The 26,255-nt window shown below is 53.7% G+C and carries 22 protein-coding genes; 16 read left to right on the forward strand and 6 right to left on the reverse strand.

The features are described 5' to 3' along the window. Positions 1-149: 149 nt before the first annotated feature. The 7 genes from tkt (at position 150) to DCH402_RS02580 (ending at position 8,814) form a co-directional block, all read left to right on the forward strand. Positions 150-2,144, forward strand: a complete 1,995-nt coding sequence (gene tkt / locus DCH402_RS02550) for a transketolase (protein WP_039999495.1) — start codon at positions 150-152, stop codon at positions 2,142-2,144. A gap of 325 nt (positions 2,145-2,469) precedes the next feature. Continuing rightward, positions 2,470-3,486: an erythrose-4-phosphate dehydrogenase gene (gene epd / locus DCH402_RS02555; protein ID WP_039999497.1), complete on the forward strand. Its 1,017-nt coding sequence runs from the start codon at positions 2,470-2,472 to the stop codon at positions 3,484-3,486. A gap of 66 nt (positions 3,487-3,552) precedes the next feature. After that, on the forward strand, positions 3,553-4,716 hold the full coding sequence (gene pgk / locus DCH402_RS02560) for a phosphoglycerate kinase (protein ID WP_039999500.1): 1,164 nt from the start codon (positions 3,553-3,555) through the stop codon (positions 4,714-4,716). Positions 4,717-4,954: 238 nt separating this feature from the next. Further along, positions 4,955-6,031, forward strand: coding sequence for a class II fructose-bisphosphate aldolase (gene fbaA, locus DCH402_RS02565; protein ID WP_039999501.1), 1,077 nt, complete (start codon positions 4,955-4,957; stop codon positions 6,029-6,031). 110 nt (positions 6,032-6,141) lie between these two features. Then, positions 6,142-7,023 carry a small-conductance mechanosensitive channel MscS gene (gene mscS / locus DCH402_RS02570; RefSeq protein WP_039999502.1) on the forward strand — a complete coding sequence of 294 codons (882 nt, stop codon included), beginning with the start codon at positions 6,142-6,144 and terminating at the stop codon, positions 7,021-7,023. A 113-nt stretch (positions 7,024-7,136) separates the two neighbouring features. Further along, the gene (locus tag DCH402_RS02575; protein WP_081642119.1) at positions 7,137-7,973 is read left to right on the forward strand and encodes an IclR family transcriptional regulator; all 837 of its coding nucleotides are present in this window, start codon (positions 7,137-7,139) and stop codon (positions 7,971-7,973) included. Positions 7,974-8,091: 118 nt separating this feature from the next. Next, on the forward strand, positions 8,092-8,814 hold the full coding sequence (locus DCH402_RS02580) for an oxidative stress defense protein (RefSeq protein ID WP_039999503.1): 723 nt from the start codon (positions 8,092-8,094) through the stop codon (positions 8,812-8,814). Positions 8,815-8,837: 23 nt separating this feature from the next. Here the strand turns inward: DCH402_RS02580 and DCH402_RS02585 are convergent, their stop codons facing one another. After that, positions 8,838-9,731 carry a LysR family transcriptional regulator ArgP gene (locus DCH402_RS02585; protein ID WP_012768282.1) on the reverse strand — a complete coding sequence of 298 codons (894 nt, stop codon included), beginning with the start codon at positions 9,729-9,731 and terminating at the stop codon, positions 8,838-8,840. Between the two features lie 196 nt (positions 9,732-9,927). Between DCH402_RS02585 and rpiA the strand changes: the two genes are divergently transcribed. Further along, a complete protein-coding gene (gene rpiA / locus DCH402_RS02590) occupies positions 9,928-10,590 on the forward strand; it encodes a ribose-5-phosphate isomerase RpiA (protein ID WP_027710828.1) in 663 nt (220 codons plus the stop codon). A gap of 353 nt (positions 10,591-10,943) precedes the next feature. Then, positions 10,944-12,176 carry a phosphoglycerate dehydrogenase gene (gene serA, locus DCH402_RS02595; protein WP_039999505.1) on the forward strand — a complete coding sequence of 411 codons (1,233 nt, stop codon included), beginning with the start codon at positions 10,944-10,946 and terminating at the stop codon, positions 12,174-12,176. A 92-nt stretch (positions 12,177-12,268) separates the two neighbouring features. Here serA and DCH402_RS02600 read toward each other — a convergent pair whose 3' ends face one another. After that, positions 12,269-13,270 (reverse strand): zinc-binding alcohol dehydrogenase family protein, encoded by a 1,002-nt coding sequence (locus tag DCH402_RS02600; protein ID WP_039999507.1) that lies wholly within the window; start codon positions 13,268-13,270, stop codon positions 12,269-12,271. A 110-nt stretch (positions 13,271-13,380) separates the two neighbouring features. Between DCH402_RS02600 and DCH402_RS02605 the strand changes: the two genes are divergently transcribed. Together DCH402_RS02605 and DCH402_RS02610 are read left to right on the forward strand one after the other, a co-directional pair. Further along, positions 13,381-14,277: a LysR family transcriptional regulator gene (locus DCH402_RS02605; protein WP_039999509.1), complete on the forward strand. Its 897-nt coding sequence runs from the start codon at positions 13,381-13,383 to the stop codon at positions 14,275-14,277. A 433-nt stretch (positions 14,278-14,710) separates the two neighbouring features. Next, positions 14,711-16,417 carry a methyl-accepting chemotaxis protein gene (locus tag DCH402_RS02610; protein ID WP_039999511.1) on the forward strand — a complete coding sequence of 569 codons (1,707 nt, stop codon included), beginning with the start codon at positions 14,711-14,713 and terminating at the stop codon, positions 16,415-16,417. Positions 16,418-16,548: 131 nt separating this feature from the next. Here the strand turns inward: DCH402_RS02610 and ettA are convergent, their stop codons facing one another. Beyond that, on the reverse strand, positions 16,549-18,213 hold the full coding sequence (ettA, locus tag DCH402_RS02615; protein ID WP_033575396.1) for an energy-dependent translational throttle protein EttA: 1,665 nt from the start codon (positions 18,211-18,213) through the stop codon (positions 16,549-16,551). Between the two features lie 458 nt (positions 18,214-18,671). On the opposite strand from ettA, the gene sltY reads away from it, so the two are divergent. Both sltY and trpR read left to right on the forward strand, forming a co-directional pair. Beyond that, positions 18,672-20,603 (forward strand): murein transglycosylase, encoded by a 1,932-nt coding sequence (sltY, locus tag DCH402_RS02620; protein ID WP_039999513.1) that lies wholly within the window; start codon positions 18,672-18,674, stop codon positions 20,601-20,603. 180 nt (positions 20,604-20,783) lie between these two features. Continuing rightward, positions 20,784-21,116: a trp operon repressor gene (gene trpR / locus DCH402_RS02625; RefSeq protein ID WP_039999514.1), complete on the forward strand. Its 333-nt coding sequence runs from the start codon at positions 20,784-20,786 to the stop codon at positions 21,114-21,116. A gap of 14 nt (positions 21,117-21,130) precedes the next feature. On the opposite strand, the gene yjjX is transcribed toward trpR, so the two are convergent. After that, a complete protein-coding gene (gene yjjX, locus DCH402_RS02630) occupies positions 21,131-21,670 on the reverse strand; it encodes an inosine/xanthosine triphosphatase (protein WP_012768291.1) in 540 nt (179 codons plus the stop codon). A 51-nt stretch (positions 21,671-21,721) separates the two neighbouring features. Between yjjX and gpmB the strand changes: the two genes are divergently transcribed. Further along, a complete protein-coding gene (gpmB, locus tag DCH402_RS02635) occupies positions 21,722-22,372 on the forward strand; it encodes a 2,3-diphosphoglycerate-dependent phosphoglycerate mutase GpmB (protein ID WP_039999517.1) in 651 nt (216 codons plus the stop codon). On the opposite strand, the gene robA is transcribed toward gpmB, so the two are convergent. Further along, the gene (robA, locus tag DCH402_RS02640) at positions 22,369-23,235 is read right to left on the reverse strand and encodes an MDR efflux pump AcrAB transcriptional activator RobA (protein WP_039999519.1); all 867 of its coding nucleotides are present in this window, start codon (positions 23,233-23,235) and stop codon (positions 22,369-22,371) included. The two genes, gpmB and robA, sit on opposite strands and share 4 nt — an antisense overlap. Before the next feature lie 202 nt (positions 23,236-23,437). Between robA and creA the strand changes: the two genes are divergently transcribed. Continuing rightward, the gene (creA, locus tag DCH402_RS02645) at positions 23,438-23,914 is read left to right on the forward strand and encodes a protein CreA (RefSeq protein WP_081642120.1); all 477 of its coding nucleotides are present in this window, start codon (positions 23,438-23,440) and stop codon (positions 23,912-23,914) included. A 73-nt stretch (positions 23,915-23,987) separates the two neighbouring features. On the opposite strand, the gene arcA is transcribed toward creA, so the two are convergent. After that, positions 23,988-24,704 (reverse strand): two-component system response regulator ArcA, encoded by a 717-nt coding sequence (arcA, locus tag DCH402_RS02650; RefSeq protein ID WP_012768295.1) that lies wholly within the window; start codon positions 24,702-24,704, stop codon positions 23,988-23,990. Positions 24,705-25,271: 567 nt separating this feature from the next. On the opposite strand from arcA, the gene DCH402_RS02655 reads away from it, so the two are divergent. Continuing rightward, positions 25,272-25,973, forward strand: coding sequence for a tRNA/rRNA methyltransferase (locus tag DCH402_RS02655; protein ID WP_039999524.1), 702 nt, complete (start codon positions 25,272-25,274; stop codon positions 25,971-25,973). The last annotated feature ends 282 nt before the right edge of the window (positions 25,974-26,255 follow it).

The raw sequence follows: 26,255 nt of genomic DNA on the forward strand, positions 1-26,255 counted from the left end.
TGCGTTTTTTCCGCTTGCTGTTCCATGTGCAATCGGCCGGGTTTTCATGTACATTTGTGAATATCTTTTCTTTGCCTTTTTGAGCTAACACATTGATTAATATGTTTTATGTTCGACAGGTAACTGTTCAATCCGATCTGGAGTAAAGCATGTCCTCTCGTAAAGAACTTGCCAATGCTATCCGTGCGTTGAGTATGGATGGCGTGCAGAAGGCCAAATCTGGTCATCCCGGCGCACCCATGGGTATGGCGGATATCGCTGAAGTATTGTGGCGCGACCACCTGAACCACAACCCGGCCAACCCGCACTGGGCTAACCGCGATCGCTTCGTGCTGTCCAACGGTCATGCCTCCATGCTGATCTACAGCCTGCTGCACCTGACGGGTTACTCTCTGCCGATTGAAGAACTGAAAAACTTCCGCCAGTTGCATTCCAGAACGCCGGGCCACCCGGAAGTGGGCTATACACCGGGCGTGGAAACCACCACCGGTCCGTTGGGGCAGGGGATCGCCAACGCGGTGGGTATGGCGATTGCCGAACGCACGCTGGCGGCGCAGTTCAACCGTCCGGGCCATGACATCGTTGACCACCACACCTATGTCTTCCTGGGTGATGGTTGCATGATGGAAGGGATTTCCCATGAAGCCTGCTCGCTGGCAGGTACCCTGAAGCTGGGTAAACTGATCGCGTTCTACGACGATAACGGCATTTCCATCGACGGCCACATCGAAGGCTGGTTTACCGATGACACCGCCGCGCGTTTTGAATCCTACGGCTGGCATGTGGTGCGTGGTATTGACGGTCATGACGCCGACGCTATTCAACGCGCGATCAACGAAGCACAGAGCGTGACTGACAAACCGTCGCTGCTGTTGTGCAAAACCGTGATTGGTTTCGGTTCGCCGAACAAAGCCGGTACTCATGATTCTCACGGCGCGCCGCTGGGCGATGCCGAAGTGGCCGCTACCCGCGAACAACTGGGCTGGAAATACGGTCCGTTTGAAATCCCGGCCGATATCTACGCCGCCTGGGATGCCCGCAAAGCCGGTGAGAGCAAAGAAGCGGCCTGGCAACAGGCGTTCAATGCTTACGCCAGCGCTTATCCGGAACTGGCTGCTGAATTCACCCGTCGCGTGAGCGGTGAATTGCCGGCTAACTGGCAGGCAGAGTCGACGAAGGTTATCGAACAACTGCAGGCTAACCCGGCCAAGATCGCCAGCCGTAAAGCTTCGCAAAATGCGCTGGAAGTTTATGGCAAGCTGCTGCCGGAATTCCTGGGCGGCTCCGCCGACCTGGCACCGAGTAACCTGACGATTTGGTCCGGTTCCAAGGCGCTGAACGAAGACCCGGCAGGCAACTACATCCACTACGGGGTGCGCGAATTCGGCATGACCGCCATCGCCAACGGTATCGCGCTGCACGGCGGCTTCGTGCCGTACACCGCGACGTTCCTGATGTTCGTCGAATATGCTCGTAACGCGGTGCGTATGGCGGCGCTGATGAAAGTGCGCAGCATTTATGTCTACACCCATGACTCCATCGGTCTGGGCGAAGATGGCCCGACCCACCAGCCGGTGGAGCAATTGGCCAGCCTGCGCGTTACGCCGAACATGAGCACCTGGCGCCCGGCTGATCAGGTAGAAACCGCGGTAGCCTGGAAATACGCTATCGAGCGTAAAGACGGCCCGACTGCACTGATTCTGTCTCGTCAGAACCTGGCGCAGCAGGAGCGTACTGCACAACAGTTGGCCGATGTCGCTAAAGGCGCTTATGTGCTGAAAGACAGCGGCGGCCAGCCGCAACTGATTCTTATCGCGACCGGTTCTGAAGTGGAACTGGCGGTTGCGGCCTGGCAGAAGCTGACTGACGAAGGGATCAAGGCGCGCGTGGTATCTATGCCGTCTACCGATGCGTTCGACAAACAGGATGCAGCCTACCGTGAAGCGGTGCTGCCGTCTGCGGTGGCTGCCCGTGTGGCAATAGAAGCCGGTATTGCAGATTACTGGTACAAGTACGTCGGCCTGAATGGTGCGATTGTGGGTATGGAAAGCTTTGGCGAATCCGCACCGGCGGAAAAACTGTTCGACGTATTTGGCTTCACCACCGACAACGTGGTGGCGAAGGCGAAAGCGCTGCTGAAATAAGCACATCGCGTCGTTAACTGTTCTTGTAAGGCCGGGATCGTTTCCCGGCCTTTTTTGATCCTGCCTGAATTAGCTGAACAAACTGTGCGATAATTTTTTGACGCAGATCACCCTTCTGGCATCCTCCCCGCCGCCATATTTCTTTTGCCAGGCAATTCGTTTATGCTAGCTGAAGCGTTTCAGTTGTTGGTGTGACGGCGTTTGGCGGTATGCTTACACCGTAGTTCCGAGTAGCGACGTACCTTGTGCAACAAGCGGTTTATTCCTGACGACGTACTGATTATTCTATGATGTGCAATGCTTTTATCACTACACAGGGAATTTCATGACAATCCGTATTGCGATAAATGGCTTTGGGCGCATAGGTCGCAGCGTTTTGCGCGCGTTGTATGAGTCCGGCAGGCGAGCCGAAATTACGGTGGTGGCGATTAATGAGCTGGCCAACGCCGAAGGGATTGCCCACCTGCTCAAGTACGACAGCAGTCACGGCCGTTTTTCGTGGGATATCCGTCAGGAGTGCGATCGCTTATCGGTAGGGGATGATACTATCCGCCTGCTGCACGAGTCGGATCTCCGTTCCCTGCCGTGGGGAGAACTCGGTATCGATATCGTGCTGGATTGCAGCGGTGCGTACGGCAGCCGCGCCGATGGTGAAGCCCATCTGACGGCGGGCGCGAAGAAAGTGCTGTTTTCTCACCCCGGTGCGCCGGATCTTGACGCCACCATTGTGTACGGCGTTAATCATCAGGATTTGCGGCCAACGCACCGTGTGGTATCCAACGCCTCCTGCACCACCAACTGTATTATTCCGATTATCAAACTGCTGGATGATGCATATGGCATCGAGAGCGGTACCGTGACTACGATCCACGCGTCGATGAACGACCAGCCGGTGATCGACGCTTATCACCATGATCTGCGGCGCACCCGTGCCGCCAGTCAGTCGATCATCCCGGTGGATACTAAACTGGCGGTAGGCATTACCCGTTTCTTTCCGAAATTCGAAGACCGTTTCGAGGCGATTTCGGTGCGGGTTCCGACCATCAATGTCACGGCCATCGATCTCAGCGTCAGCGTGAAAAATGCGGTAAACGTAAGTGAAATCAATACGCTGTTTCGTCAATCAGCGCAGAATACATTTCGTGGTATAGTTGACTATACCGATTTGCCGTTGGTCTCAGTGGATTTCAACCACGATCCGCATAGTGCGATAGTGGATGGGACGCAAACCCGGGTCAGCGGAGGGCATCTGATCAAGACGCTGGTCTGGTGCGATAACGAATGGGGCTTTGCCAACCGGATGTTGGACACAACACGGGCGATGGCAGCCTGCGGTTTCTGATAGGCGGTGTCGGTAAACGGCACCTCACTCAAGCAACTTTAAAGAGAATCAACGAGAGGATTCACCATGGCTGTAATTAAGATGACCGATCTGGATCTGGCTGGCAAACGCGTGCTGATCCGTGCGGATCTGAACGTGCCGGTTAAAGATGGCAAAGTGACGTCTGACGCCCGCATCCGCGCTTCCCTGCCGACCATTGAAATCGCCCTGAAGCAGGGTGCCCGCGTGATGGTGACATCCCATCTGGGCCGCCCGACCGAAGGCGAGTACAACGAAGAATTCTCCCTGCTGCCGGTAGTGAACTACCTGAAAGATCGCCTGTCTTCACCGGTGCGTCTGGCGAAAGATTATCTGGACGGCGTTGACATAGCTGAAGGCGAGCTGGTCGTGCTGGAAAACGTCCGCTTCAACAAAGGCGAGAAGAAAGACGACGAAGTACTGTCCAAAAAATACGCGGCGCTGTGCGACGTATTCGTTATGGATGCGTTCGGTACTGCACACCGTGCGCAGGCCTCAACCCACGGTGTGGGCAAGTTCGCGCCGATCGCCTGTGCCGGCCCGCTGTTGTCCGGCGAACTGGAAGCGCTGGGCAAAGCATTAGGCAACCCGGCCCGTCCGATGGTGGCTATCGTTGGCGGTTCTAAAGTCTCAACCAAACTGACCGTGCTGGACTCGCTGTCCAAAATCGCTGACCAGTTGATCGTCGGCGGCGGCATCGCCAATACCTTCGTGGCGGCTCAGGGCCATAACGTCGGCAAATCACTGTACGAAGCGGAACTGATTCCGGAAGCGAAAAAACTGCTGGAAACCTGCGATATTCCGGTACCGAGCGATGTGCGCGTGGCGACGGAATTCTCCGAAACTGCTACCGCGACATTGAAATCCGTTGCCGCGATTAAAGATGATGAACAGATTCTGGACCTGGGCGATGTGTCCGCAGAGCGTCTGGCCGAGATTCTGAAAAATGCCAAAACCATTCTGTGGAATGGCCCGGTCGGCGTATTCGAATTCCCGAACTTCCGTAAAGGTACGGAGATCATCGCTAATGCCATCGCTAACAGCGACGCGTTTTCTATCGCGGGCGGCGGCGATACGCTGGCGGCGATCGATCTGTTCGGCATTGCCGACAAGATCTCCTATATTTCTACCGGTGGCGGCGCTTTCCTGGAGTTTGTGGAAGGCAAAAAACTGCCGGCGGTCGTCATGCTGGAAGAACGCGCTCGTCAGTAAGCGGTTTTGGTCAGTCATGGGAGGCGGGTATATCTCGCCTCCTGGTAGCCCGGCGAAGGCCGGGTTACCGGCAGCAAGAAATAGCCGCAATATTGTAGTTATGCAGGACATGTAGTTATGCAGGAAATTGTGGTTATGCAGTAAATCGGAATGATGCCGACACAATCGCGGTTATGTCGGTAATGTAGTAACAGACAAATCTCTAACCCTCCACGGCCAACGAAACAGGACACGTGACATGTCTAAAATCTTTGATTTCGTAAAACCTGGTGTCATCACAGGTGATGACGTTCAGAAAGTATTCGCAATTGCCAAAGAAAATAACTTTGCACTGCCAGCCGTTAACTGTGTCGGTACCGACTCTATTAACGCCGTTCTTGAAGCCGCAGCCAAAGTGCGCGCGCCGGTAATCGTTCAGTTCTCCAACGGCGGTGCTGCATTTACTGCCGGTAAAGGCCTGAAAGCTGAAGGTCAGCAGGCGGCAATTTTGGGTGCGATTTCTGGCGCTCATCATGTACACCAGATGGCTGAGCACTATGGCATTCCGGTGATTTTGCACACCGACCATTGCGCGAAGAAACTGCTGCCGTGGTTGGACGGCTTGCTGGATGCCGGCGAGAAGCATTATGCCGCTACCGGTAAACCGCTGTTCTCTTCCCACATGATCGACCTGTCTGAAGAGTCTCTGGAAGAAAACATCGAGATTTGCAGCAAATATCTGGCTCGCATGGCCAAACTGGGCATGACTCTCGAAATCGAACTGGGTTGCACCGGCGGTGAAGAAGACGGCGTGGACAACAGCCACCTGGACAACTCTGCGCTGTATACTCAGCCGGAAGATGTGGCGTATGCCTACGAAAAACTGAACGCCATCAGCCCGCGTTTCACCATCGCGGCTTCTTTCGGTAACGTACACGGCGTGTATAAGCCGGGTAACGTGCAACTGACGCCGAAAATCCTGCGTAACTCTCAGGAGTATGTCTCCAAGAAATTCAACCTGCCGCACAACAGCCTGGACTTCGTATTCCACGGCGGTTCCGGTTCTTCTGCAGAAGAAATCGCCGAAGCAGTCAGCTACGGTGTGGTGAAGATGAATATCGACACCGACACCCAGTGGGCGACCTGGGAAGGCATCCTGAATTACTACAAGAAAAACGAAGGCTATCTGCAGGGCCAACTGGGTAACCCGGAAGGCGACGACAAGCCGAACAAGAAATACTATGACCCGCGTGTCTGGCTGCGTGCCGGTCAGGTGACCATGGTGGCGCGTCTGGAACAAGCGTTTAAAGAACTGAACGCGGTCGACGTACTGTAATTATCGAACCGGTTGTGATTGTTTAATCGATAATTTGACTAAGGCTCCTGTGGGAGCCTTAATTTTATCTGCGCACAGATAACGCGAATCATGCTGACAGGAGCGAACAGATGGAAGAACTCAACGTAGCCGAAAGCGTAGGTCGCCTGCAGAGCTGGCTGGTGGATAATCAACATATCTTGTTGCAGTATGGCGTGAATGTTGTCGCATCGCTGATGATTCTGTGTGCCGGGATGCTTATCGCCCGTATGATGTCGAATACGATGAATCGGCTGATGATTGCTCGTGGTATTGACGTCACGGTAGCGGATTTTCTATCGGCGTTAGTACGTTACGGGATCATTGCTTTTACGCTGATCGCGGCGTTAAGCCGGGTCGGCGTGCAGACGGCATCGGTCATCGCCGTATTGGGCGCCGCTGGCCTGGCGGTTGGCCTGGCGTTGCAGGGCTCACTGTCGAACTTTGCCGCCGGCGTGCTGCTGGTCATGTTTAGACCGTTCCGTACCGGCGAGTCGGTGGATTTGGGCGGCATTGCGGGCACGGTGACTCAGGTGCAAATTTTTTCCACCACGCTGCTGACCGCCGACGGCAAGGTCATCGTGGTGCCGAATGGCAAAATTATCGCAGGGAATATTATCAACAGTTCCCGTGAACCGAATCGCCGTACCGAAATTATTGTCGGTGTGGCATATGACGCGGATATCGACGTGGTGAAAAACGTGCTGGGCGATATCGTCGCGGCGGATAACCGCATTCTGCGTGATAAAGACGTCACCATTCGGCTCAATGAACTGGGGCCGTCTTCGCTTAACTTTGTGGTGCGGGTGTGGACCAGTAATAGCGATGCGGCGGCAGTGTATTGGGATCTGCTGGAGAACTTTAAACGGGCGTTGGATGAGCACCGTATCGGTATTCCTTACCCGCAGATGGATGTGCATCTGCACCATGCTTGTGCCAACCGGATGGGGTCACAAGAAACGGCGACGCTGTAACGTTCCAGCCGGTATCGGCAACAGGACGTAGGCCGTTTCCTCTATTGCATCGCATAACATGCTGTTTCATGATGGTCTTCGTCCCGGCAGAGGTTGATGTCCTGACGGGCGTAATGAGAGGAAGCTCAGACGTGATAAATGAACATAGCATTGATGACGAGGTGAAAGCGGAAAAACCGTTGGGAAGTCAAAGCCTGTTTCGTGGTTTACAGTTGATCGAAATACTCAGCGACTATCCTAATGGGTGCCCGCTGGCGCGTATTGCCGAGTTGTCCGGGATGAATAAAAGTACCGTCCACCGGTTGTTGCAGGGGCTTGCCGGATGCGGTTACGTCGTGCCCGCCCGCCAGCCCGGCAGCTATCGCCTGACTACCAAGTTTATCGCTATCGGCCAGAAGGCGCTTTCGTCGTTAAATGTGTTGCATGTAGCGGTGCCGCACCTTGAAGCGCTGAACCTGACGGTAGGAGAAACCGTCAATTTTTCAACGCGTGAAGACGATCACGCCATTTTGATTTATAAGCTGGAGCCGACCACCGGCATGATGCGCACCCGCGCCTATATCGGCCAACACATGCCTTTGCACAGTTCGGCGATGGGCAAGATTTTCATGGCTTATGGTACGGAGGATTATCCGGCTGAATACTGGCGTACCCATCAGAACAGTATTTGTCCCCTGACTGACAATACCATTGTTGAGTTGTCGGCCATGCGACAGGAACTGGCGGAGATCCGTCGGCAGGGGCTGGCGATGGACAGGGAAGAGAATGAACTGGGCGTTTCCTGCATTTCCGCGCCGGTGTTTGATATTCAGCATCGTGTGCCTTATGCCGTTTCCATTTCCTTGTCGAAGGCGCGGTTGCAGCAGATTGGTATTGATACGTTGGTTGCGCCATTACGGGAGACGGCCCGAAACATCTCCCTCGAGTTGGGGTTTACGCCGCCGACATAGACACCATTTTTCAGCCGGCCATACGATGCTTAACCCGGTATTCGGATATTCGCCTATATTGAATGCAGCCTGCTCAGAGTAGGCTTTGTCATTCACTCACAAAGAGAAAGGGGATACCGTGAAGCTGAAAGTTCTGGCATTGTCTGCGCTGCTCGGTCTGTCGTCGATGACGGTCCAGGCCGGTAATGAATTACCCGGCGGCCCGCACATTGTGACGTCCGGTACCGCCAGCGTTGATGCGACGCCGGATATTGCCCGGCTGGCGATAGAAGTCAACGTATCATCCAAGGAGGTGTCCGATGCCAAAAAACAGGTGGATGAGCGGGTCGCGCAATACTTCGCGTTTCTGGATAAAAACGGTATCGACAAGAAAGACATTAACGCCGCCAACCTGCGCACACAACCGGAGTACGACTACCTGAAAAATGGCGGTTCGGTCCTGAAAGGCTATCGGGCTGTGCGTCAGGTAGAGGTGACGTTGCGTCAGTTGGACAAGCTCAATGAATTGCTGGATGGTGCGCTCAAATCCGGTCTCAATGAGATTCGGTCGGTGGAACTGGGGGTTGCTAATCCGGATGTTTATCGTGAGCAGGCACGTAAAAAGGCGATAGAGCAGGCGACGTTACAGGCGCAGTCGCTGGCTGCTGGGTTTAATGCCTCGCTGGGGCCGGTCTACAGCATCCGTTATCATGTCGCTAATTACCAACCGGTGCCGGTTGCCCGTATGTTCAAAACGGCTGACATGGTGGCGCAAAGTGAGGTCTCGCAAACCTATGAACAGCGGACGATTCACTTTGACGACCAGGTGGATGTGGTTTTTGAACTGCAGCGAGCGCCCTGATTCGGGCGCAGCGCTGTTCTGCATCAGGACTGACGCAGTACCTGACGTCCGTGTGTGAGCAGGGCGTCGGTGACTTGCCGCATCATCCGGCTTTCCGGCGCGAAGCGATGCCAGTACAGCATACGGCGCTGGAACAGCCCCGGCGTCAGATCGATCAGCTCGCCATTCGCCAGCTCACGTTCGATCTGTAAGTGGGGGATCATACAGCAGGTGGTTCCCTGACGGGCGAGCTGTACGAAGGCTTCTGATGAGTTAACAATGTGGCAGGGCACGCTACCGGGTGGCAGGTCGAAATTCTGCTGCAAAAATGCCTGATGCATATCATCCAGGTGATCGAAAGCCACGACCGGCGCGCGCAGCAGTGCGGAGCGCGTCACACCGTTAGGAAAGTAGCGGTCGGCGAATCCCGGCGAAGCGACGAACAGATAATCCAGCGCACCCAGTTTATCCACCAGACAGCTCGGCAACGGCTGTGGCTGAATACTGACGGCACCCACCACCTCCCCCCGCCGTAAGCGCTCCTGGGTACGGGTTTCGTCTTCGACCTGCAAATTCAACCTGATCGGCGAATCCACCAGTACCGGTTGAAGGGCCGGCAATAGCCAGGTCGCCAGACTGTCGGCGTTGACCGCCAGAGACAGCAACAACGGCGTTTCATTGCTGTTTTCGTTGCCCAGCCACTCTTCTTCCAGTAACTCCACCTGATGCAATAACGCCAGCAACTTCTGCCCCTGCTCGGTCGGACGCGGCGGAATCGTTCTCACCAGCAGCGGCTGGCCGAACAGATTCTCCAACTGTTTAATACGTTGCGAGACGGCGGACTGCGTAATACAGAGTTTTTGTGCGGCGCGTTCAAAGCCACGCTCACGGATCACGGCGTCCAGCGCCTGAAGCGTGCGATAGTCCGGGCGTTTCATGAAGGTGATGATTCCTTTGCGTAAAAACTATATTTGGCAATATGCCACATTTTTGTGAGGTATCGCCGAAAAAAATCGCCCGACCTGCTGCGGTGAGGCTGAAATATTACCGTGCCGGGCGAGCAAAGTTCTCCTTTTGAGTATGCCATGCCCTATAATACGCACACGTTTTCGTCGCTATAGGCACAAGCACATCATGACACAGGATGAACTGAAAAAAGCCGTTGGCTGGGCTGCACTCGATTATGTTCGCCCCGGTACTATTGTCGGCGTGGGGACGGGTTCTACCGCCGCGCATTTTATCGACGCATTGGGGTCGATCAAACATCAGATTGAAGGCGCCGTCTCCAGCTCGGATGCCTCGACCGCCAAACTCAAAAGTCTGGGGATCCCGGTTTTTGATTGTAATGACGTGGATGCGCTTGACGTTTATGTCGATGGCGCGGATGAAATCAACCCACACATGCAGATGATCAAAGGCGGCGGTGCGGCGTTGACGCGGGAGAAAATCATCGCGGCGATCGCTCGTCAGTTCGTGTGTATCGTTGATGCATCCAAACAGGTGGATGTGCTGGGGCGTTTCCCGTTGCCCGTTGAGGTGATCCCGATGGCGCGGGCGTATGTTGCCCGGGAACTGGTCAAACTGGGCGGGCAGCCGGTGTATCGCGACGGTGTCGTCACCGATAACGGCAATATTATTCTGGATGTACACAACATGGATCTGTCCGATGCCGTGGCGATGGAGAACCGTATCAATGGTCTGGCTGGCGTGGTAACCGTGGGGTTGTTCGCTAATCGCGGGGCGGATGTCGCGCTGGTGGGTACCGCCGATGGGGTGAAAACAGTCCGTCTGAAATAAAAAACAGTCCGTCTGAAATAAGATGACTTGACATCACCTGTTCCTGAAACAGGGGGTCGTTATTTTTTCAAGGATCCGGTCACGTTGGTGGGCCGGATTTTTTTATCTAAAAAATCCGGCTTCCTCTAACGGCTCATTTTTGGTACTTAATATCAGTTTTTCTTATTTCGTATCATGCCTGTGTGGCTCAGTTGCTGGTTGGCAGTATTTTTTGCCATGAAACAGCCGGGGAAGGGGGATGATAAAAAACGGGGCAGGCAATCGTTTGTATTGCCGCTTGCGTATTTTTTGTTATGTTTGCACAGACCGGTTTGCAAACCGTCATATCTGAAGTCTGAAAATAAGGTCGGGAAATGGCAAAGGTATCACTGGAAAAAGACAAGATTAAGTTTCTGCTGCTGGAAGGGGTGCACCCGAACGCGCTGGAAAATCTGCGCGCTGCAGGTTACACCAATATTGAATACCATAAGGGGGCGCTTGACCCGGAAGCGTTGAAAGCATCGATTCGTGATGCGCACTTTGTGGGGATTCGATCGCGCACGCACCTAACGGAAGAGATTTTCGCCGCCGCTGAGAAACTGGTAGCGGTAGGTTGTTTTTGCATCGGAACTAATCAGGTTGAGCTGTCGGCGGCGACCAAGCGTGGTATTCCGGTCTTCAACGCACCTTTTTCCAATACCCGTTCCGTGGCTGAAATGGTGATCGGTGAATTGCTGCTGCTGATGCGCGGCATTCCGATGGCTAACGCTAAAGCTCACCGCGGTATCTGGCACAAGCAGGCGGTCGGTTGTTTTGAAGCCCGCGGCAAAAAGCTGGGTATCATTGGCTATGGTCACATCGGTACCCAACTGGGGATTTTGGCCGAAAGCCTGGGGATGCACGTCTATTTCTACGATATCGAAAGCAAATTGCCGTTGGGTAACGCCCAACAGGTGCGTCATTTGTCCGATCTGCTGAACATGAGCGATGTGGTCAGTCTGCATGTGCCGGAAACCGACAGCACCCAGAATATGATCGGCGCCGACGAGCTGGCGCTGATGAAACCGGGTTCGATTTTGATCAACGCATCACGCGGTACGGTGGTCGATATTCCGGCGCTGAGCAACGCGCTAGCCAGCAAGCATCTTTCCGGTGCGGCTATCGACGTGTTCCCGCAGGAGCCGGCGACCAATAGCGACCCGTTCCTGTCGCCGCTATGTGAGTTCGATAACGTGATTCTGACGCCGCATATCGGCGGCTCCACCGAAGAAGCGCAGGAGAATATTGGCGAAGAGGTTGCCGGGAAACTGGTGAAATACTCGGATAACGGTTCTACCTTGTCTGCCGTTAATTTCCCGGAAGTCTCGCTGCCGACGCACAGTGATCGCGCCAGCCGTCTGCTGCACATTCATGAGAACCGTCCCGGCATCATGACGCAGATTAACAACATCTTTGCCGAGCAGGGCATCAACATTGCGGCGCAATATCTGCAGACCAGCCCGACCATCGGTTATGTGGTTATCGACGTGGAAACTGACGGCGCTGATACCGCGTTGCAACTGATGAAAGCCATCCCCGGCACTATTCGTGCCCGCCTGCTGTACTGAGTCGCGGATGACTTGCCGGGTGTAACCGACAATTCAGTCTAATGAGGAAGCCAGCCCGGACAGGCTGGCTTTTTTACGTCTGTCTTTCTCATTTACAGCGTGATGACCACCTTACCGCGCATATGGCCGTCCAGTACCGCCTCGTGCGCCTGCTTCAGCGTCTCTGTCGTTAATCCGCTAAAAGTCTGGCTGAGGGTGCCCTGCAATGTGCCGCTATCTACCCAATGCGCCACCTCATGCAGAATCTCTCCCTGACGTGCCATATCCGGCGTAGAAAACATACTACGGGTAAACATGAACTCCCAATGAAGCGCAGCGCTTTTCAGCTTCAGCAGATTCTGGTCCAGCGGTTGTGTATTTTCGACGATGGTACAAATGTGTCCCATCGGGGCGATTAACTGGCTGATGGCGTCCCAGTGGCCGTCGGTGTCATTCAGGCAGAAGATGTAATCGACCTGCTCAATATTCTGTTTCTTCAACTCATCGACCAGATGGCGGTAATCCACGACCCGATGCGCGCCCCGTTCACGGCACCATTGCGCAGAGTCTGGACGAGAAGCCGTTGCGATAACCGTCACTTCACTGCGTTGAGCCGCCAGCGAAATGGCCAGCGAGCCGACGCCGCCGGCTCCGCCGATAATCAGCAGCGTTTTGCCTTTTGCCGCGGTCTGAATATTCAGATGCTCGAATAGTCCTTCCCAGGCCGTCAGCGCAGTTAACGGCAGGGCGGCGGCTTCAGCCCAGTCCAGCGACGCCGGTTTGTGCGCCGCGAGGCGAGCATCAACCAATTGATGCGTACTGTTGCTGCCGGCGCGGGTGATATCGCCGGCGTACCAGACTTCGTCTCCTGCTTTGAAACCTTGTACGGCTGAGCCGGTTTTTACCACTATCCCACTGGCATCCCAGCCGAGAATGCGTGGATGTTCCAGACCGTCCTTGCACAAGCGCGCATGTACTTTGGTATCGACCGGGTTAACCGACACGGCTTTTACGGCTACCAGCAGGTCATGTTCACCGGGTTGCGGTAATTCTGCCGTGATTTCTACGAAGTTCTCGGGTTTTCTCGGGTCAACGGCGATTGCTTTTACTGTCATGATTTATTGTTCCATCGTTACTGGTTGGCTTGGGTGACAGTGTAGAACCTGTCGATAGTGCTGATAAGATGGACAATAACTAACGATGTGTTCGATTGAGAAGAACAATTATGTTCAAACAATTACAGGATATGGCGCTATTCGCTCTGGTGGCGGAATGCGGCAGTTTTACCGAAGCGGCCAGACAGGCCGGTATGGCCAAGTCGAGCCTTAGCCTGCGGATCAGTCAACTGGAGCAGGCTCTGGGCTTGAGGCTATTCAATCGTACAACCCGCAAACTCAATCTGACTTTTGCCGGCGAACGTTATCTGGTGCATTGCCGAGAAATGCGGCAGGCCAGTGAGCGTGCTGAGATGGCGATGCTGCATTTGCGCAATAACCCTAGCGGACGCTTGCGGATCACCGCTCCCGCCGGCCTGGGCGCCACACTGTTGGCCCGGTTAACTGCGGAGTTTCAGCTACGTTTCCCGGCCGTCTCGCTGGATATCGTTGTTGCCGATCGGGTGATCGATTTAGTGGAAGAGGGGTTTGACGTTGCGCTGCGTACCGGTAAGCCGCAAGATTCTTCCCTCATTGGTCGTTCTCTGGGACAAGTACCGCATTATCTGGTTGCTTCGGCAGCGTATTTGGCCGGGTTCGCGCCGATTATGCATCCGCAAGACCTGCAGTCGCATCGGTGTATTACACACCGGGCCTGGCCGGAATGGGGATTTCATCATGAAACGGAGTATTTTCTCTGGCGGTTGCCGCAATCACACATCACCGACAATCTGCTGTATGCGCGAGCCTGTGCGCTGGCTGACGGCGGTATTACGTTGTTGCCGACATTTTTGTGTCGCGAGCCGATGGACCGGGGCGAGTTGGTTTGCCTGTTGCCCGAATGGCAGGCGGATACCAATGATCTCTATTTGATTTACCCAGGTCGAAAATTGAACTCACCCGCTCTCAACTGCTTTATTGATTTTGCCGTGGGGTTTGATGCACTGTGCGATTATTCATCACGTTAGGCGCTACACCGTTTCCTATAGTGTTGGATGCAGTGGTTTCCAATGCTGATTCTTTAGCTGAGAACAATAACTCTTTCATCAATTATCATGATCTGCGTTTTGAGCATAAACGTATCTTTTCGGCTTATATCCCTGCCAAATACATCGACGAACCCACCATAAAAAGGAACTTGATCGTTTCTGTTGACCACTTATCCGTAGAGCATGCTACAGTCGTCACGGTTTTTCTTTTTTAAAGAAACAACAATATAATTAAAATAAAATGTTGTTTTGTTTTTACTGGCCCTGTGTGACGTTCGCTGCTTTACCGGGCATTGATGTGATGGTGGCCGGTGGTTTGTCAGGGAATCGTGAATGGCGCAAAGCTATACGTGCTTCTACGGTTTATACCGTGGAAGTGATCGGCATCTTGTAGTGAAAGTGAGAAATCGGAATGGCAGAACAAAAAGGAAATATTTCCTCCATAAATAATATTCGTCTTGTGACGCTGTTTATCACCCTGTTAACCATTATTCTGGCGCTGTTTGCGCTCTCAATTGGTACTGCCAGCTATTTTCTCAAACAGAGTAATGCTTCTCTGGAGCGAGCTAATCTGGTGTCTGAGATCCGGTCTGGGATCAGCAGCAGTATGGATAACTTTCGTGTTTCCCGTCAGTTACTCATTCAGGCGGTAGCGTCGTCGCGTATCGGTGATACTGATTCCTTTAAGCAGGCCTTTGCTGAAGGGACGGAGCGCATCAAAAGCTCGCAGAAGCGTTTTGACGACTATATGGCGCGTACCGATAAATCGAGCGAAGAGAAATCGCTGGATTCTGATTTGACCACGCACTATATCGCTTATCGGGACAAAGTGATGGTGCCGATGGTGGATTTTGTGCGTAATGGCGAATTCGAAAACACCATTGAGCTGGAGACGACGCTGGCGCGCCAGTTAGATACCAATTACGCCGTTCAGGTGCGTAAGGAAGTGAAATACCTGACGGATCATGCAAACAACATCAATGCGCAAGCTGCCGGGAATGCACGCCTGGGGAATATCCTGATGGGGGTATCGTTCATTTTGGCGATCATACTGGCTGCACTGACCTATCTGATCATTCGCCGGGCGATTCTGGTGCCGATCCATGTCCTGATTGCTCGCATTCAACGGATTGCGCAGGGCGATTTGACGCAGCCGGCAGAGGATCTGGGGCGTAACGAGATCGGTATTCTGGGGCAAAATCTACACCATATGCAGGCGTCTCTGACAAATACGGTAACGGTTGTTCGTGAGGGCGCCGACTCGATTTACCAGGGGGCGTCTGAAATTAGTGCGGGTAACGTCGATCTGTCTTCTCGTACTGAGCAGCAGGCAGCGGCGTTGGAGCAGACGGCAGCCAGCATGGAAGAGCTGACCTCCACCGTGAAGCAGAACTCGGATAACGCCAACCATGCCAGCCAACTGGCGCGTAATGCTTCCAGCAAAGCGGAACAGGGTGGATCTATCGTTCAGGACGTGGTGAAAACCATGGGGGATATCTCTTCCAGTTCGAAGAAGATTTCGGAGATAACAAGTGTTATCAATAGCATCGCCTTCCAGACCAATATCCTGGCGCTCAATGCCGCGGTGGAAGCGGCCCGCGCCGGCGAGCAAGGGCGTGGCTTTGCGGTGGTTGCCGGCGAAGTGCGCAACCTGGCGCAACGCAGTGCGCAGGCGGCGAAGGAAATCGAGTCACTGATTGGCGAGTCCGGCAAATTGGTGGAAAACGGGTCGGTCCTGGTAGCCAAAGCCGGTGATACGATGGATGAGATTGTGAAAGCCGTCGTCAGTGTGACGGATATCATGGGTGAGATTGCCTCTGCATCTGATGAACAAAGCCGGGGTATTGGTCAGGTGAATCAAGCCGTGCTGGAAATGGAAGGGACGACCCAGCAGAATGCGGCGTTGGTACAAGAGGCTTCGGCAGCGGCGGCCTCACTGGAATCTCAGGCGGAACGTCTGACTCAGGCGGTCGCCGTATTCAAACTGAGTCATCGCCGTGAAAATGAATCGGTTCGCGCTTCGTTGCCATCACGACCAGTCGTACAGGCTATTCCTGCCGTTGCGGCTATTGGTGTGGGTAAGGTCGGCCGTAGTGATCAGAATTGGGAAACGTTCTGACGGTTATCATGTGTGGCTCAATTCGTCGCGCATGATGATGACGTGAACATCTTCAAATGAAAAACCCGCCAAATTTGGCGGGTTTTTGCTATCACGTGGAAATGTCGTGACAGAATAGCAAGGGCGTCATGTCACGCCATTTTCTTATACTTGATGCGATGCGGTTCCAGCGCTTCGGCACCCAGCGTGCGTTTTTTGTATTCTTCGTATTCCGTGAAGTTGCCTTCAAAGAACTCCACTTTACCTTCATCCTGGTAATCGATGATGTGGGTAGCGATACGGTCCAGGAACCAGCGGTCATGGGAAATCACCATCGCGCAGCCGGGGAACTCCAGCAGGGCGTTTTCCAGTGCACGCAGGGTTTCGATATCTAAATCGTTGGTCGGTTCGTCGAGCAGCAGCATGTTGCCGCCGACTTGCAGCAGTTTGGCCAGATGTACGCGGCCGCGCTCACCGCCGGAGAGTTCCCCGATCCGCTTACCCTGATCGACGCCTTTGAAGTTAAAGCGGCCGACATAGGCGCGGCTTGGGAGCTCGAAATTGCCGATACGCATAATGTCCTGACCGCCAGAGATTTCTTCCCATACGGTCTTGCTGTTGTCCATTTTGTCACGGAACTGGTCTACTGACGCCAGTTGAACGGTTTCACCCAGCGAGATAGCACCGGAATCCGGCTGCTCTTGGGAAGACAGCATGCGGAACAGCGTCGATTTACCTGCGCCGTTGGGGCCGATAATCCCGACGATGGCGCCTTTCGGAATCGAGAACGACAGGTTATCGATCAGTACCCGGTCACCGTAGGATTTAGTGAGGTTCTCTACATCCAGCACCTTGTCGCCAAGACGCGGACCCGGCGGAATAAACAGCTCGCTGGTTTCATTACGTTTCTGATATTCCACGCTGTTGAGCTCGTCAAAGCGGGCCAGACGTGCTTTGCCTTTGGCCTGACGCCCTTTCGGATTCTGGCGTACCCACTCCAGCTCTTTTTCAATCGACTTGCGTCGGGCGGCTTCGGTCGAGGCTTCTTGCGCCAGGCGCTGGTCTTTCTGTTCCAGCCAGGATGAATAGTTACCTTCCCATGGAATCCCTTCACCACGGTCCAGTTCCAGAATCCAGCCGGCGACGTTATCAAGGAAGTAACGGTCATGGGTGATAGCAACGACGGTGCCTTCGTAGTCGTGCAGGAAACGTTCCAGCCAGGCGACGGATTCCGCATCCAGATGGTTGGTCGGTTCGTCGAGCAGCAGCATGTCGGGTTTTTCCAACAGCAAGCGGCAGATAGCGACACGACGGCGTTCACCACCGGAGAGGTTGGCGATTTTAGCATCCCACGGCGGCAGGCGCAGCGCATCGGCAGCGCGTTCCAACTGGTTATCAAGGTTATGGCCGTCGTGCGCCTGAATAATGGCTTCCAGCTCGCCTTGCTCTTTCGCCAGCTTATCGAAGTCGGCATCCGGATCGGCGTAAGCCGCATAAACTTCGTCCAGACGGGTCAGAGCACGTTTTACTTCGCTGACGGCTTCTTCAATCGCTTCACGGACGGTATGTTCCAGATTTAACTGGGGTTCCTGGGGGAGATAGCCGATCTTAATCCCCGGTTGCGGACGCGCTTCGCCTTCGATGTCTTTATCAATGCCCGCCATGATGCGCAGCAGAGTGGATTTACCCGCCCCGTTTAAACCCAGTACGCCGATTTTGGCCCCCGGGAAGAAACTAAGGGAGATGTTTTTCAGGATATGGCGCTTCGGCGGAACAACTTTACCGACGCGATGCATGGTGTAAACGTATTGAGCCACGTTGCTCTGAGCCTCTTTCTGTCCAGTTTAGCGTTATGCCATTAAAAGCATGGCGCCTATAGGGGCATGATGCCGGAAGAGTATTGATGCTCCACCGACAAAAGGAAATTATTGTCGACGGAGTTTAGCTGTTTTCGCCTCATGATCCCAGCTATCCGGTTATTGTGTTGCCGACTCTGCGAAGCGGCTTTCACCTTTATTGGCACAATCGCGACGAGTATCAACAGAAACGTCGAGCTCTGTTGATAAAAAGAAAAAACACGGTGAATTTCGCTCTGTTTTAAGGCGCTTTCGGCGTATCGTTGCCGTGCCGGATATGCCACACTGATTTAATTGAAAAAAGCCTGAAGTAGTCGGTGTACGGCGGTCGTAGTGACCAGATGGATGGTTGAGAGCATTGATGACGGCATCAGATTTGGCAGAAAAACAGAAACGATAACGAGTGAGGTCTGGGCAGTATGTTCAAAATAGGGTATTGGCGATATGTGGCCGCCGTGCTGTGTCTCGTTGGGGCCTCCTGCCAGGTGTTGGCAGATTCGCTGGATGAGCAGCGGCAACGTTACCAGCAAATCAAGTCCGCCTGGGATAACAATCAGATGGACGTGGTTTCGCAATTGATGCCGACACTCCGTGATTACCCGCTTTATCCTTATCTGGAATACCGTGCGTTGACGCAGGATCTGTCGACGCTCAGCGCCGCTCAGGTCAGGCAGTTTATCGCCGCACACCCGACGCTGCCTGCTGTGCGTACGCTCAATAACAGCTTTATCAATGAGCTGGCCCGCCGTCAGGATTGGAATGGCTTGCTGGCCTTCAGTCCGAACCAGCCAAAACCGGTCGCTTCACTCTGTAATTACTTGTACGCCAAAGTTATGGTCGAACAGTCGCAAGGCGTCTGGGAGCAGACGCGTGATATCTGGTTGACCGGTCGCTCTTTGCCGCCTACCTGCGACAAGCTGTTTTCCAGCTGGCAGCAACAAGGTGGGCAGACATCAATTATGGTGCTTGAGCGGATGAGGCTGGCGATGGATGCCGGCAGCGCAGGTCTGGTCAATCATCTCGCCAGACAACTGCCGGCAGAGTACAAAACCATCACCGATGCGTTGCTGAAATTACAAAGCAACCCTAAAACCATTGAGCGCTTTGCCCGGTCGGTCGGCCCGACGGATTTTACCCGCAGGGCGGTATTGTCGGCGTTTGGCCGTATTGCGCGTCAGGATCCGGATGAGGCTCGTGCGCTGTTGCCGCAGTTGGTTCGTCTGCAGAAAATGCGCCCGCAGGAGCGCCAGAGTATGGAGGAGGATGTCGCCTGGCGCATGATGGGGAGCGATGTCACCGATGAGCAGGCCCGCTGGCGCGATGCGGTGATTTTGCGTAGTACTTCCGCCCCACTGCTGGAGCGGCGTGTTCGTATGACGTTGGGGCAAGGAGATAAAGTCGGCCTGGCGCAATGGATGGCCCGACTGCCGGCCGATGTGCAACAAAAGGATGAGTGGCGCTACTGGCGAGCCAGCTTGTTGCTCGATCAGGGGCAACAGCAAGAAGGTGAAAACCAATTGCGCGAGCTGATGAAAATCCGCGGTTTTTATCCGATGGCGGCGGCGCAGAAGCTGAATGTCAATTATCCATTGACGGTTGTTATTGCCGCTAAACCAGAGCGAACGATTGGGCAGTTACCTGAGGTGGCGCGGGTACGCGAACTGATGTTCTGGGGCTTGGAAAGTTTGGCTCGCTCTGAATGGTCTGGCTTGGTCGCCAGCCGGGAACGGCCGCAACAGGAAGCACTGGCGCGTTTTGCCTTCGAACAGCGTTGGTATGATTTGAGTGTGCAGGCCACCATTGTGGCGAAGTTGTGGGATAATCTCGAAGAGCGTTTCCCACTGGCATGGAATGACGATTTCCGTCAGGCAACGCAAGGTAAAGGAATCAGCCAAAGTTATGCGATGGCGATTGCGCGTCAGGAAAGTGCCTGGAATCCACAGGCGCGTTCTACTGTGGGCGCGTCAGGGTTGATGCAACTCATGCCGGCTACCGCGCAGCATACCGCTGAGATGTTCAACATCGCCAGTTATACCAACAGCAGCCAACTGCTGGACCCGCAGATGAATATCCAGATTGGCACCAGTTATCTGGACTACGTTTATAATGCATTTGGTCAAAACCGCATTCTGGCGTCGGCCGCTTATAACGCCGGGCCGTCACGAGTGAGTAGTTGGCTGAAAGACAGCAACGGCCGGATTGATGCCATCGCGTTTGTGGAAAGTATTCCGTTTTCCGAGACGCGCGGATATGTTAAAAACGTGCTGGCGTATGATGTTTTTTATCGTAGTTTGATGCAGCAGCGTCAGACAGCCCTGTTGATGGATAACGAGTGGCGGCGGCGTTACTGAGCGGTTATTGATCGACAGCAGCGACCAGAAACGTTTTAATGGCGATGAGAGTCGTCGTACCGAGCGTGATTCTCTGAGCCCCCGCCTGACCGAGGCGGAGGTTATCCTGTTTTATATGCTTTTTTTCTTCACGAAGAGTATGTTATGCTGCTTGTACTAGTTTAATAGTATGGTGGCTTTATGACATTACCTTCATCGCATGACCCCGGCTTTTCCGAACAAGATGATGCGCACTGGCAAGCTTTTGTCAGCCTGTTGCAGCAGGCGATAGCAGAAGGGTTGGAGCAGCCACTGCTGCTGTTATTGTTAACACCGGATGAGCGAGCCTCTCTGGGAACGCGGGTACGCATTATTCAGGAACTGATGCGAGGTGAAATGAGTCAGCGTGAATTGAAAAATGAGCTGGGCGCGGGTATCGCCACCATCACCCGAGGCTCCAATAGCCTCAAATCTGCTCCAGCCAGACTAAAAATATGGCTGGAGGAACAATTGTTGCCAGAGAATAAGGCGTAGCGTTTGGGGCGCTATCACACGGATGCCGTGTGAATGGGGTGTTGATAAACCGGGTTATGAAAAGGTACCAGAGCCAGTAACAGCGCCTGATAATACACGCTGGTTCTGGAGAGCTTGCCATCTGTGAATACCCCGATCGCCCCTCCCTGACGCTTGATATCCTGAATGCCGGTGATGCGTGCCATTTCATCACCTAATTCACGGCCTTCGCCAATACCCCGCAGAATACTTTCAGGTAATACCAAACTGGCTGAGCGTGATTCACCGCGAATAGTGGCGTTTTCAATCACCATCCAGGCGAACGTCATGCTCTCCTCGATACCGGCTTCCACTCCAACCCAGAAGTCGGCTTCCGGGCGAACCTGGCGAGCTCTCATTACGCGATTCCTTGCACCTGTTCGGGTTTCAACCGATCCGAGTGGTTGACTGGGGACGCCACTGTCTACATCAACCCCTTCTATACGGCAATTATCTGCACCAAAGACGTCGGCAAATGCTAAAGTGATAGCACTAATCTTGGCCGGGTTGGTCGTAGATGCGACAACATGGTACATAGTGTTTCCCTACCTTGTAGTTAGTTTGACGCAGTATAACGGAAAAAGATCATGTTACAGGTATATCTTGTTCGCCACGGTGAAACTGAGTGGAATGCGGCGCGACGCATTCAGGGGCAATCGGACAGTCCGTTAACCCCCGGTGGTGAACATCAGGCTCGGTTGGTGGCAGACCGGGTTAAAAGATTGGGCATTACCCATATTTTTACCAGCGATCTCGGACGTACCAGACATACAGCCGACATTATCTCGCAGGCTTGCGTCGGTTGTTCGGTCATTCTGGAGCCCGGTCTGAGAGAGCTTAACATGGGGGTGCTGGAAGAACGGCTGATTGATTCGCTGAGCCCGGAAGAGGAATGCTGGCGTAAGCAATTGGTGGACGGTACGCAAGATGGCCGTATTCCGGGTGGAGAGTCGATGTCGGAGCTGGCCCGTCGTATGCATCTTGTGCTGGAAAGATGTCTGGCTTTGCCGGAAGGTAGTCGACCACTGTTAGTGAGCCATGGTATTGCGCTGGGCTGTCTGTTAAGTACGTTGCTGGGATTGCCTGCCTGGGCGGAGCGTCGTCTGCGGCTACGCAACTGTTCGCTGTCTCGCGTTGATTATCAGCAAAGCCCCTGGCTGGCGCCGGGATGGATAGTGGAAACGGCCGGAGATGTTTCTCATCTTGATGCTCCGGCGTTGGATGAACTGCAACGTTAACGTTGGATGGGAATCAGATATTCACAGCGTATGATTTTAGGGGGCTCGGCGTCGGCGTCCCCTTTGGGATAAAAACGTTCGGCATCGAACCCTTTGCGCCGGGTCAGTTTATAGGTCGGCAGGCAGGTGTCGTACAGCGTGATGATGAAATCCTGCAAATCGTCTGTCGGGCCTTCGTAGATAAACAACGCGTAATCGCCGCCAGGAAATGTTACTGGCTCGCCGGGGTGTACGCCTTCCGGTACATGATGAGGCTCCAGCGCGGTGGTATACAGCACTTCATGTTCATCATCCTTCTCATTACTTGGGCGAGAATGATGCAACCCGTACAGTACTGGCGGCACCTGTTTCACTTCTCCCAAATACTGGCGCCAGAAATGAATACGTATTTCAGTGCGAAAACAGGTAATTTCCTCCAGATTACAGGTATAGCTCTGCGTCAGGCCAACTAACTGTGTTTCTGGCATGGTGATGAATTGCGGTTGCGGCATGGTAAACGCCCCCAGCCGAATCGGTGGGTGGATACCAAAGGTATTCCAGTCATCCGCGCGGCGGTAGGAGGCTGGTGTCTGTGCAAATTGTTTTTTGAACGCCCGGGTAAACGTCTGTTGCGAGTCAAAACGGTACTGTAAGGCGATATCAAGAATAGGGCGGCTGGTCAGACATAGCGCAACAGCCGCTTTGGTGAGCCGACGGGCACGAATATAGGAGCCGATGGCATGACCCGTTACGTCCTTGAACATTCTCTGCAAATGCCATTTGGAATAGCCAGCCTTGGCTGCGACATTATCCAGCGATAAAGGCTGGTCCAGATGACCCTCCAGCCAGTTGAGCAGGTCACGTATGATACTGGCTTGATCCATAGATCGTCCTCATAGAACACACCGAGAGCTAAGCGTATAAGCCCGGCATGATAGCAACTTTTTTCCTGTGGCACTTACCAAGTTTTTGTGCCTTATGCATAAAGAATTTGATTAACATAGGCCGCTAAAGAACTCTATCCGACAAACGGTCTTTGGACCACAGAAACTACACCATGGGCAACAAAGTGAGGGAAAGGCAATAATGATGAAAAAGCGAGTTGTGTTGACGTTTGCGGCCTTGCTCTGCGGCGTGACGTCAGCCTGGGCTGAGGAGATAGGCTCAGTGGATACGGCTTTCAAATTGCTAGGGCCGGACCATAAAATTATCGTAGAAGCGTTTGACGATCCCGATGTGGCGAACGTGACCTGCTATCTGAGCAGGGCGAAAACGGGGGGAATCAAAGGGGGGCTTGGTCTGGCGGAGGATACATCGGATGCGGCGATTTCCTGTCAGCAGGTGGGGCCCATTACCCTGAGCGATAAGATCACCGGCAGTAAGGGAAAAGGCAACGTGGTGTTTCAGCAGCGTACCTCGCTGATTTTCAAAAAATTGCAGGTAGTACGTTTTTACGATGCTAAACGCAACGCGCTGGTTTATCTGACTTATTCCGATCGCTTGGTAGAGGGCTCGCCAAAAAACGCGCTCAGCGCGGTGCCGATTCTGCCCTGGAGCAAGTAACAGGCGCTCTTAACGTGCATAAAAAAGCCGGGAGGGTATCCCGGCTATGACATGTGCTGTAAGGTGCGAGTAATCAGTCTTCCAGATCGCCGCAGAAGCGATAACCTTCACCATGAATGGTGGCGATGATTTCCGGCGTATCGGCGGTAGACTCGAAATGTTTACGGATACGACGGATGGTCACGTCTACCGTACGATCGTGCGGTTTCAGCTCACGACCGGTCATTTTCTTCAGCAGCTCGGCACGCGACTGAATTTTCCCCGGATTTTCGCAGAAGTGCAGCATGGCGCGGAACTCGCTACGCGGCAGCTTGTACTGTTCGCCGTTCGGGCTGACCAGCGAGCGGCTGTTGATATCCAGTTCCCAGCCGTTGAAGCGGTAGCTTTCTACCAGACGGCGCTCTTCCGTGCCACCGCCCAGATTCATGGTGCGGGACAGCAAATTGCGCGCGCGGATGGTCAGTTCACGCGGGTTGAACGGCTTGGTGATATAGTCATCTGCGCCGATTTCCAGGCCCAGAATCTTGTCGACTTCGTTATCGCGCCCGGTTAGGAACATCAGCGCGACGCTTGCCTGCTCGCGCAGTTCACGTGCCAGCAACAAGCCATTCTTGCCCGGCAGGTTGATATCCATAATGACCAGATTGATATCATGCTCGGATAAGATGTTATGCATCTCGGCGCCGTCGGTGGCCTCGTGAACAACATATCCCTCAGCCTCAAAAATGCTTTTGAGAGTGTTACGAGTTACCAACTCGTCTTCGACAATAAGAATGTGGGGGGTCTGCATGTTTGCTACCTAAAATTGCCAACTAATATAGAGATTCGAAAGTACAGAAGTCCTGGTTCTCTCGGGCGCTTTGGGAAATCATGTTCACCGTTTTTTCGCCGACTGACTCAAGTACGTAAATACGTTTTGATGCACTTGTTTCCACCTGACGCGCGGCCTGATAACAGGTGGCGATGAAGCTTTTCAACAGAGCCTATTGTGGCGCACAGTTTAACCTTATTAACAGCAACATAACAGTGAGCACTGATTTCACCGACTGGCAAATCTACGGTTCCATTGACATATATCAAACTTCATTGTAGCACGTTAGTAATTTGTGGAAAACGCGCTGCGAATGCCGCTATCTATCACAATTTAACATTTTTATATTCACTACGGCATAATAAATGCTGATAGCTGAAGCGTTTCCATTTTCGCTGTGTCATTCGACGGCAGCCGTGTGCCAGGACGGCGTTTCAGGTCATCGGCCGGAGGCGTCAAATCCCGGTATGGACTTATGTTCCAGCGTAAATCATCGCTACATTTTGAATCGTCAGCGCACCTGCCAGGTGCCGGCTGGGAGGTTGTGTGCAGTTTTATATCATTTTGGTGGCGCCTGCCCGGGCCGAGAACGTGGGTGCGGCGGCGCGAGCTATGAAAACCATGGGATTTGGCCGGTTGCGGATTGTGGATAGCACCGCGCATCTTGAACCTGCGGCGCGTTGGGTGGCGCATGGCTCCGGCGATATTCTTGACGGTGCAGCGGTTTTCCCGACGCTGGCCGACGCTCTGGCGGATGTTGAGTTCACCGTGGCGACTACCGCCCGTAGCCGGGCGCGTTTTCATTACTATTGCTCGCCGGCGCAACTGTTGGGGGTGCTGGAGGAAAAACGGCAATGGGTGAAGTCTGCTGCGCTAGTGTTTGGCCGTGAAGACTCTGGGTTGACCAACGAGGAGTTGGCGCTGGCGGACATTCTGACCGGCGTGCCGATGGCGGCGGATTATCCTTCATTGAATCTGGGTCAGGCGGTGATGGTGTATTGCTATCAACTAGCGTCGTTGATGCAGGTTGCCGCGGCCGAGCCGACACCGGCTGAGTCTGGGCAACTGTCTGCATTGCGCGATCGGTTTGCGCGTTTGCTGGTTCGGGTCGGTGCGCAGCAGGATGAAAAACTGCGCGACTGGTTACAGCAGCGTCTTGGTTTGCTGGAGCAGCGGGATAACGCCATGCTGCATAGGCTATTGCATGATGTGGAAAAAACGTTGTCGGCAGAAGATAAGGAAGAATGAAGCCAATGCGGCGAAACATTTTGGTGTGCTGAGTTTTCTGAATTATTGTCCGGTTTTTTGTTTTTTATGTAGAGATTTTGTCCGGCGCGATTGGTGCGGCGCGAGCAGTGAAATGAAGAAATCCGTTGACTTAGCAAGGCGATTGCCCTAACTAATAGGGCAGATAATTTTTCGGTTTACGAGAACGTTACGCAATGCATTACATCAGCCTGGTTACCACCACCATTATTATTACCACCGGTACTATCAGTAACGGTGCGGGCTGACGCGTAATAGATGAAT

Source organism: Dickeya chrysanthemi NCPPB 402, assembly GCF_000406105.1.
GTDB classification, from domain to species: domain Bacteria; phylum Pseudomonadota; class Gammaproteobacteria; order Enterobacterales; family Enterobacteriaceae; genus Dickeya; species Dickeya chrysanthemi.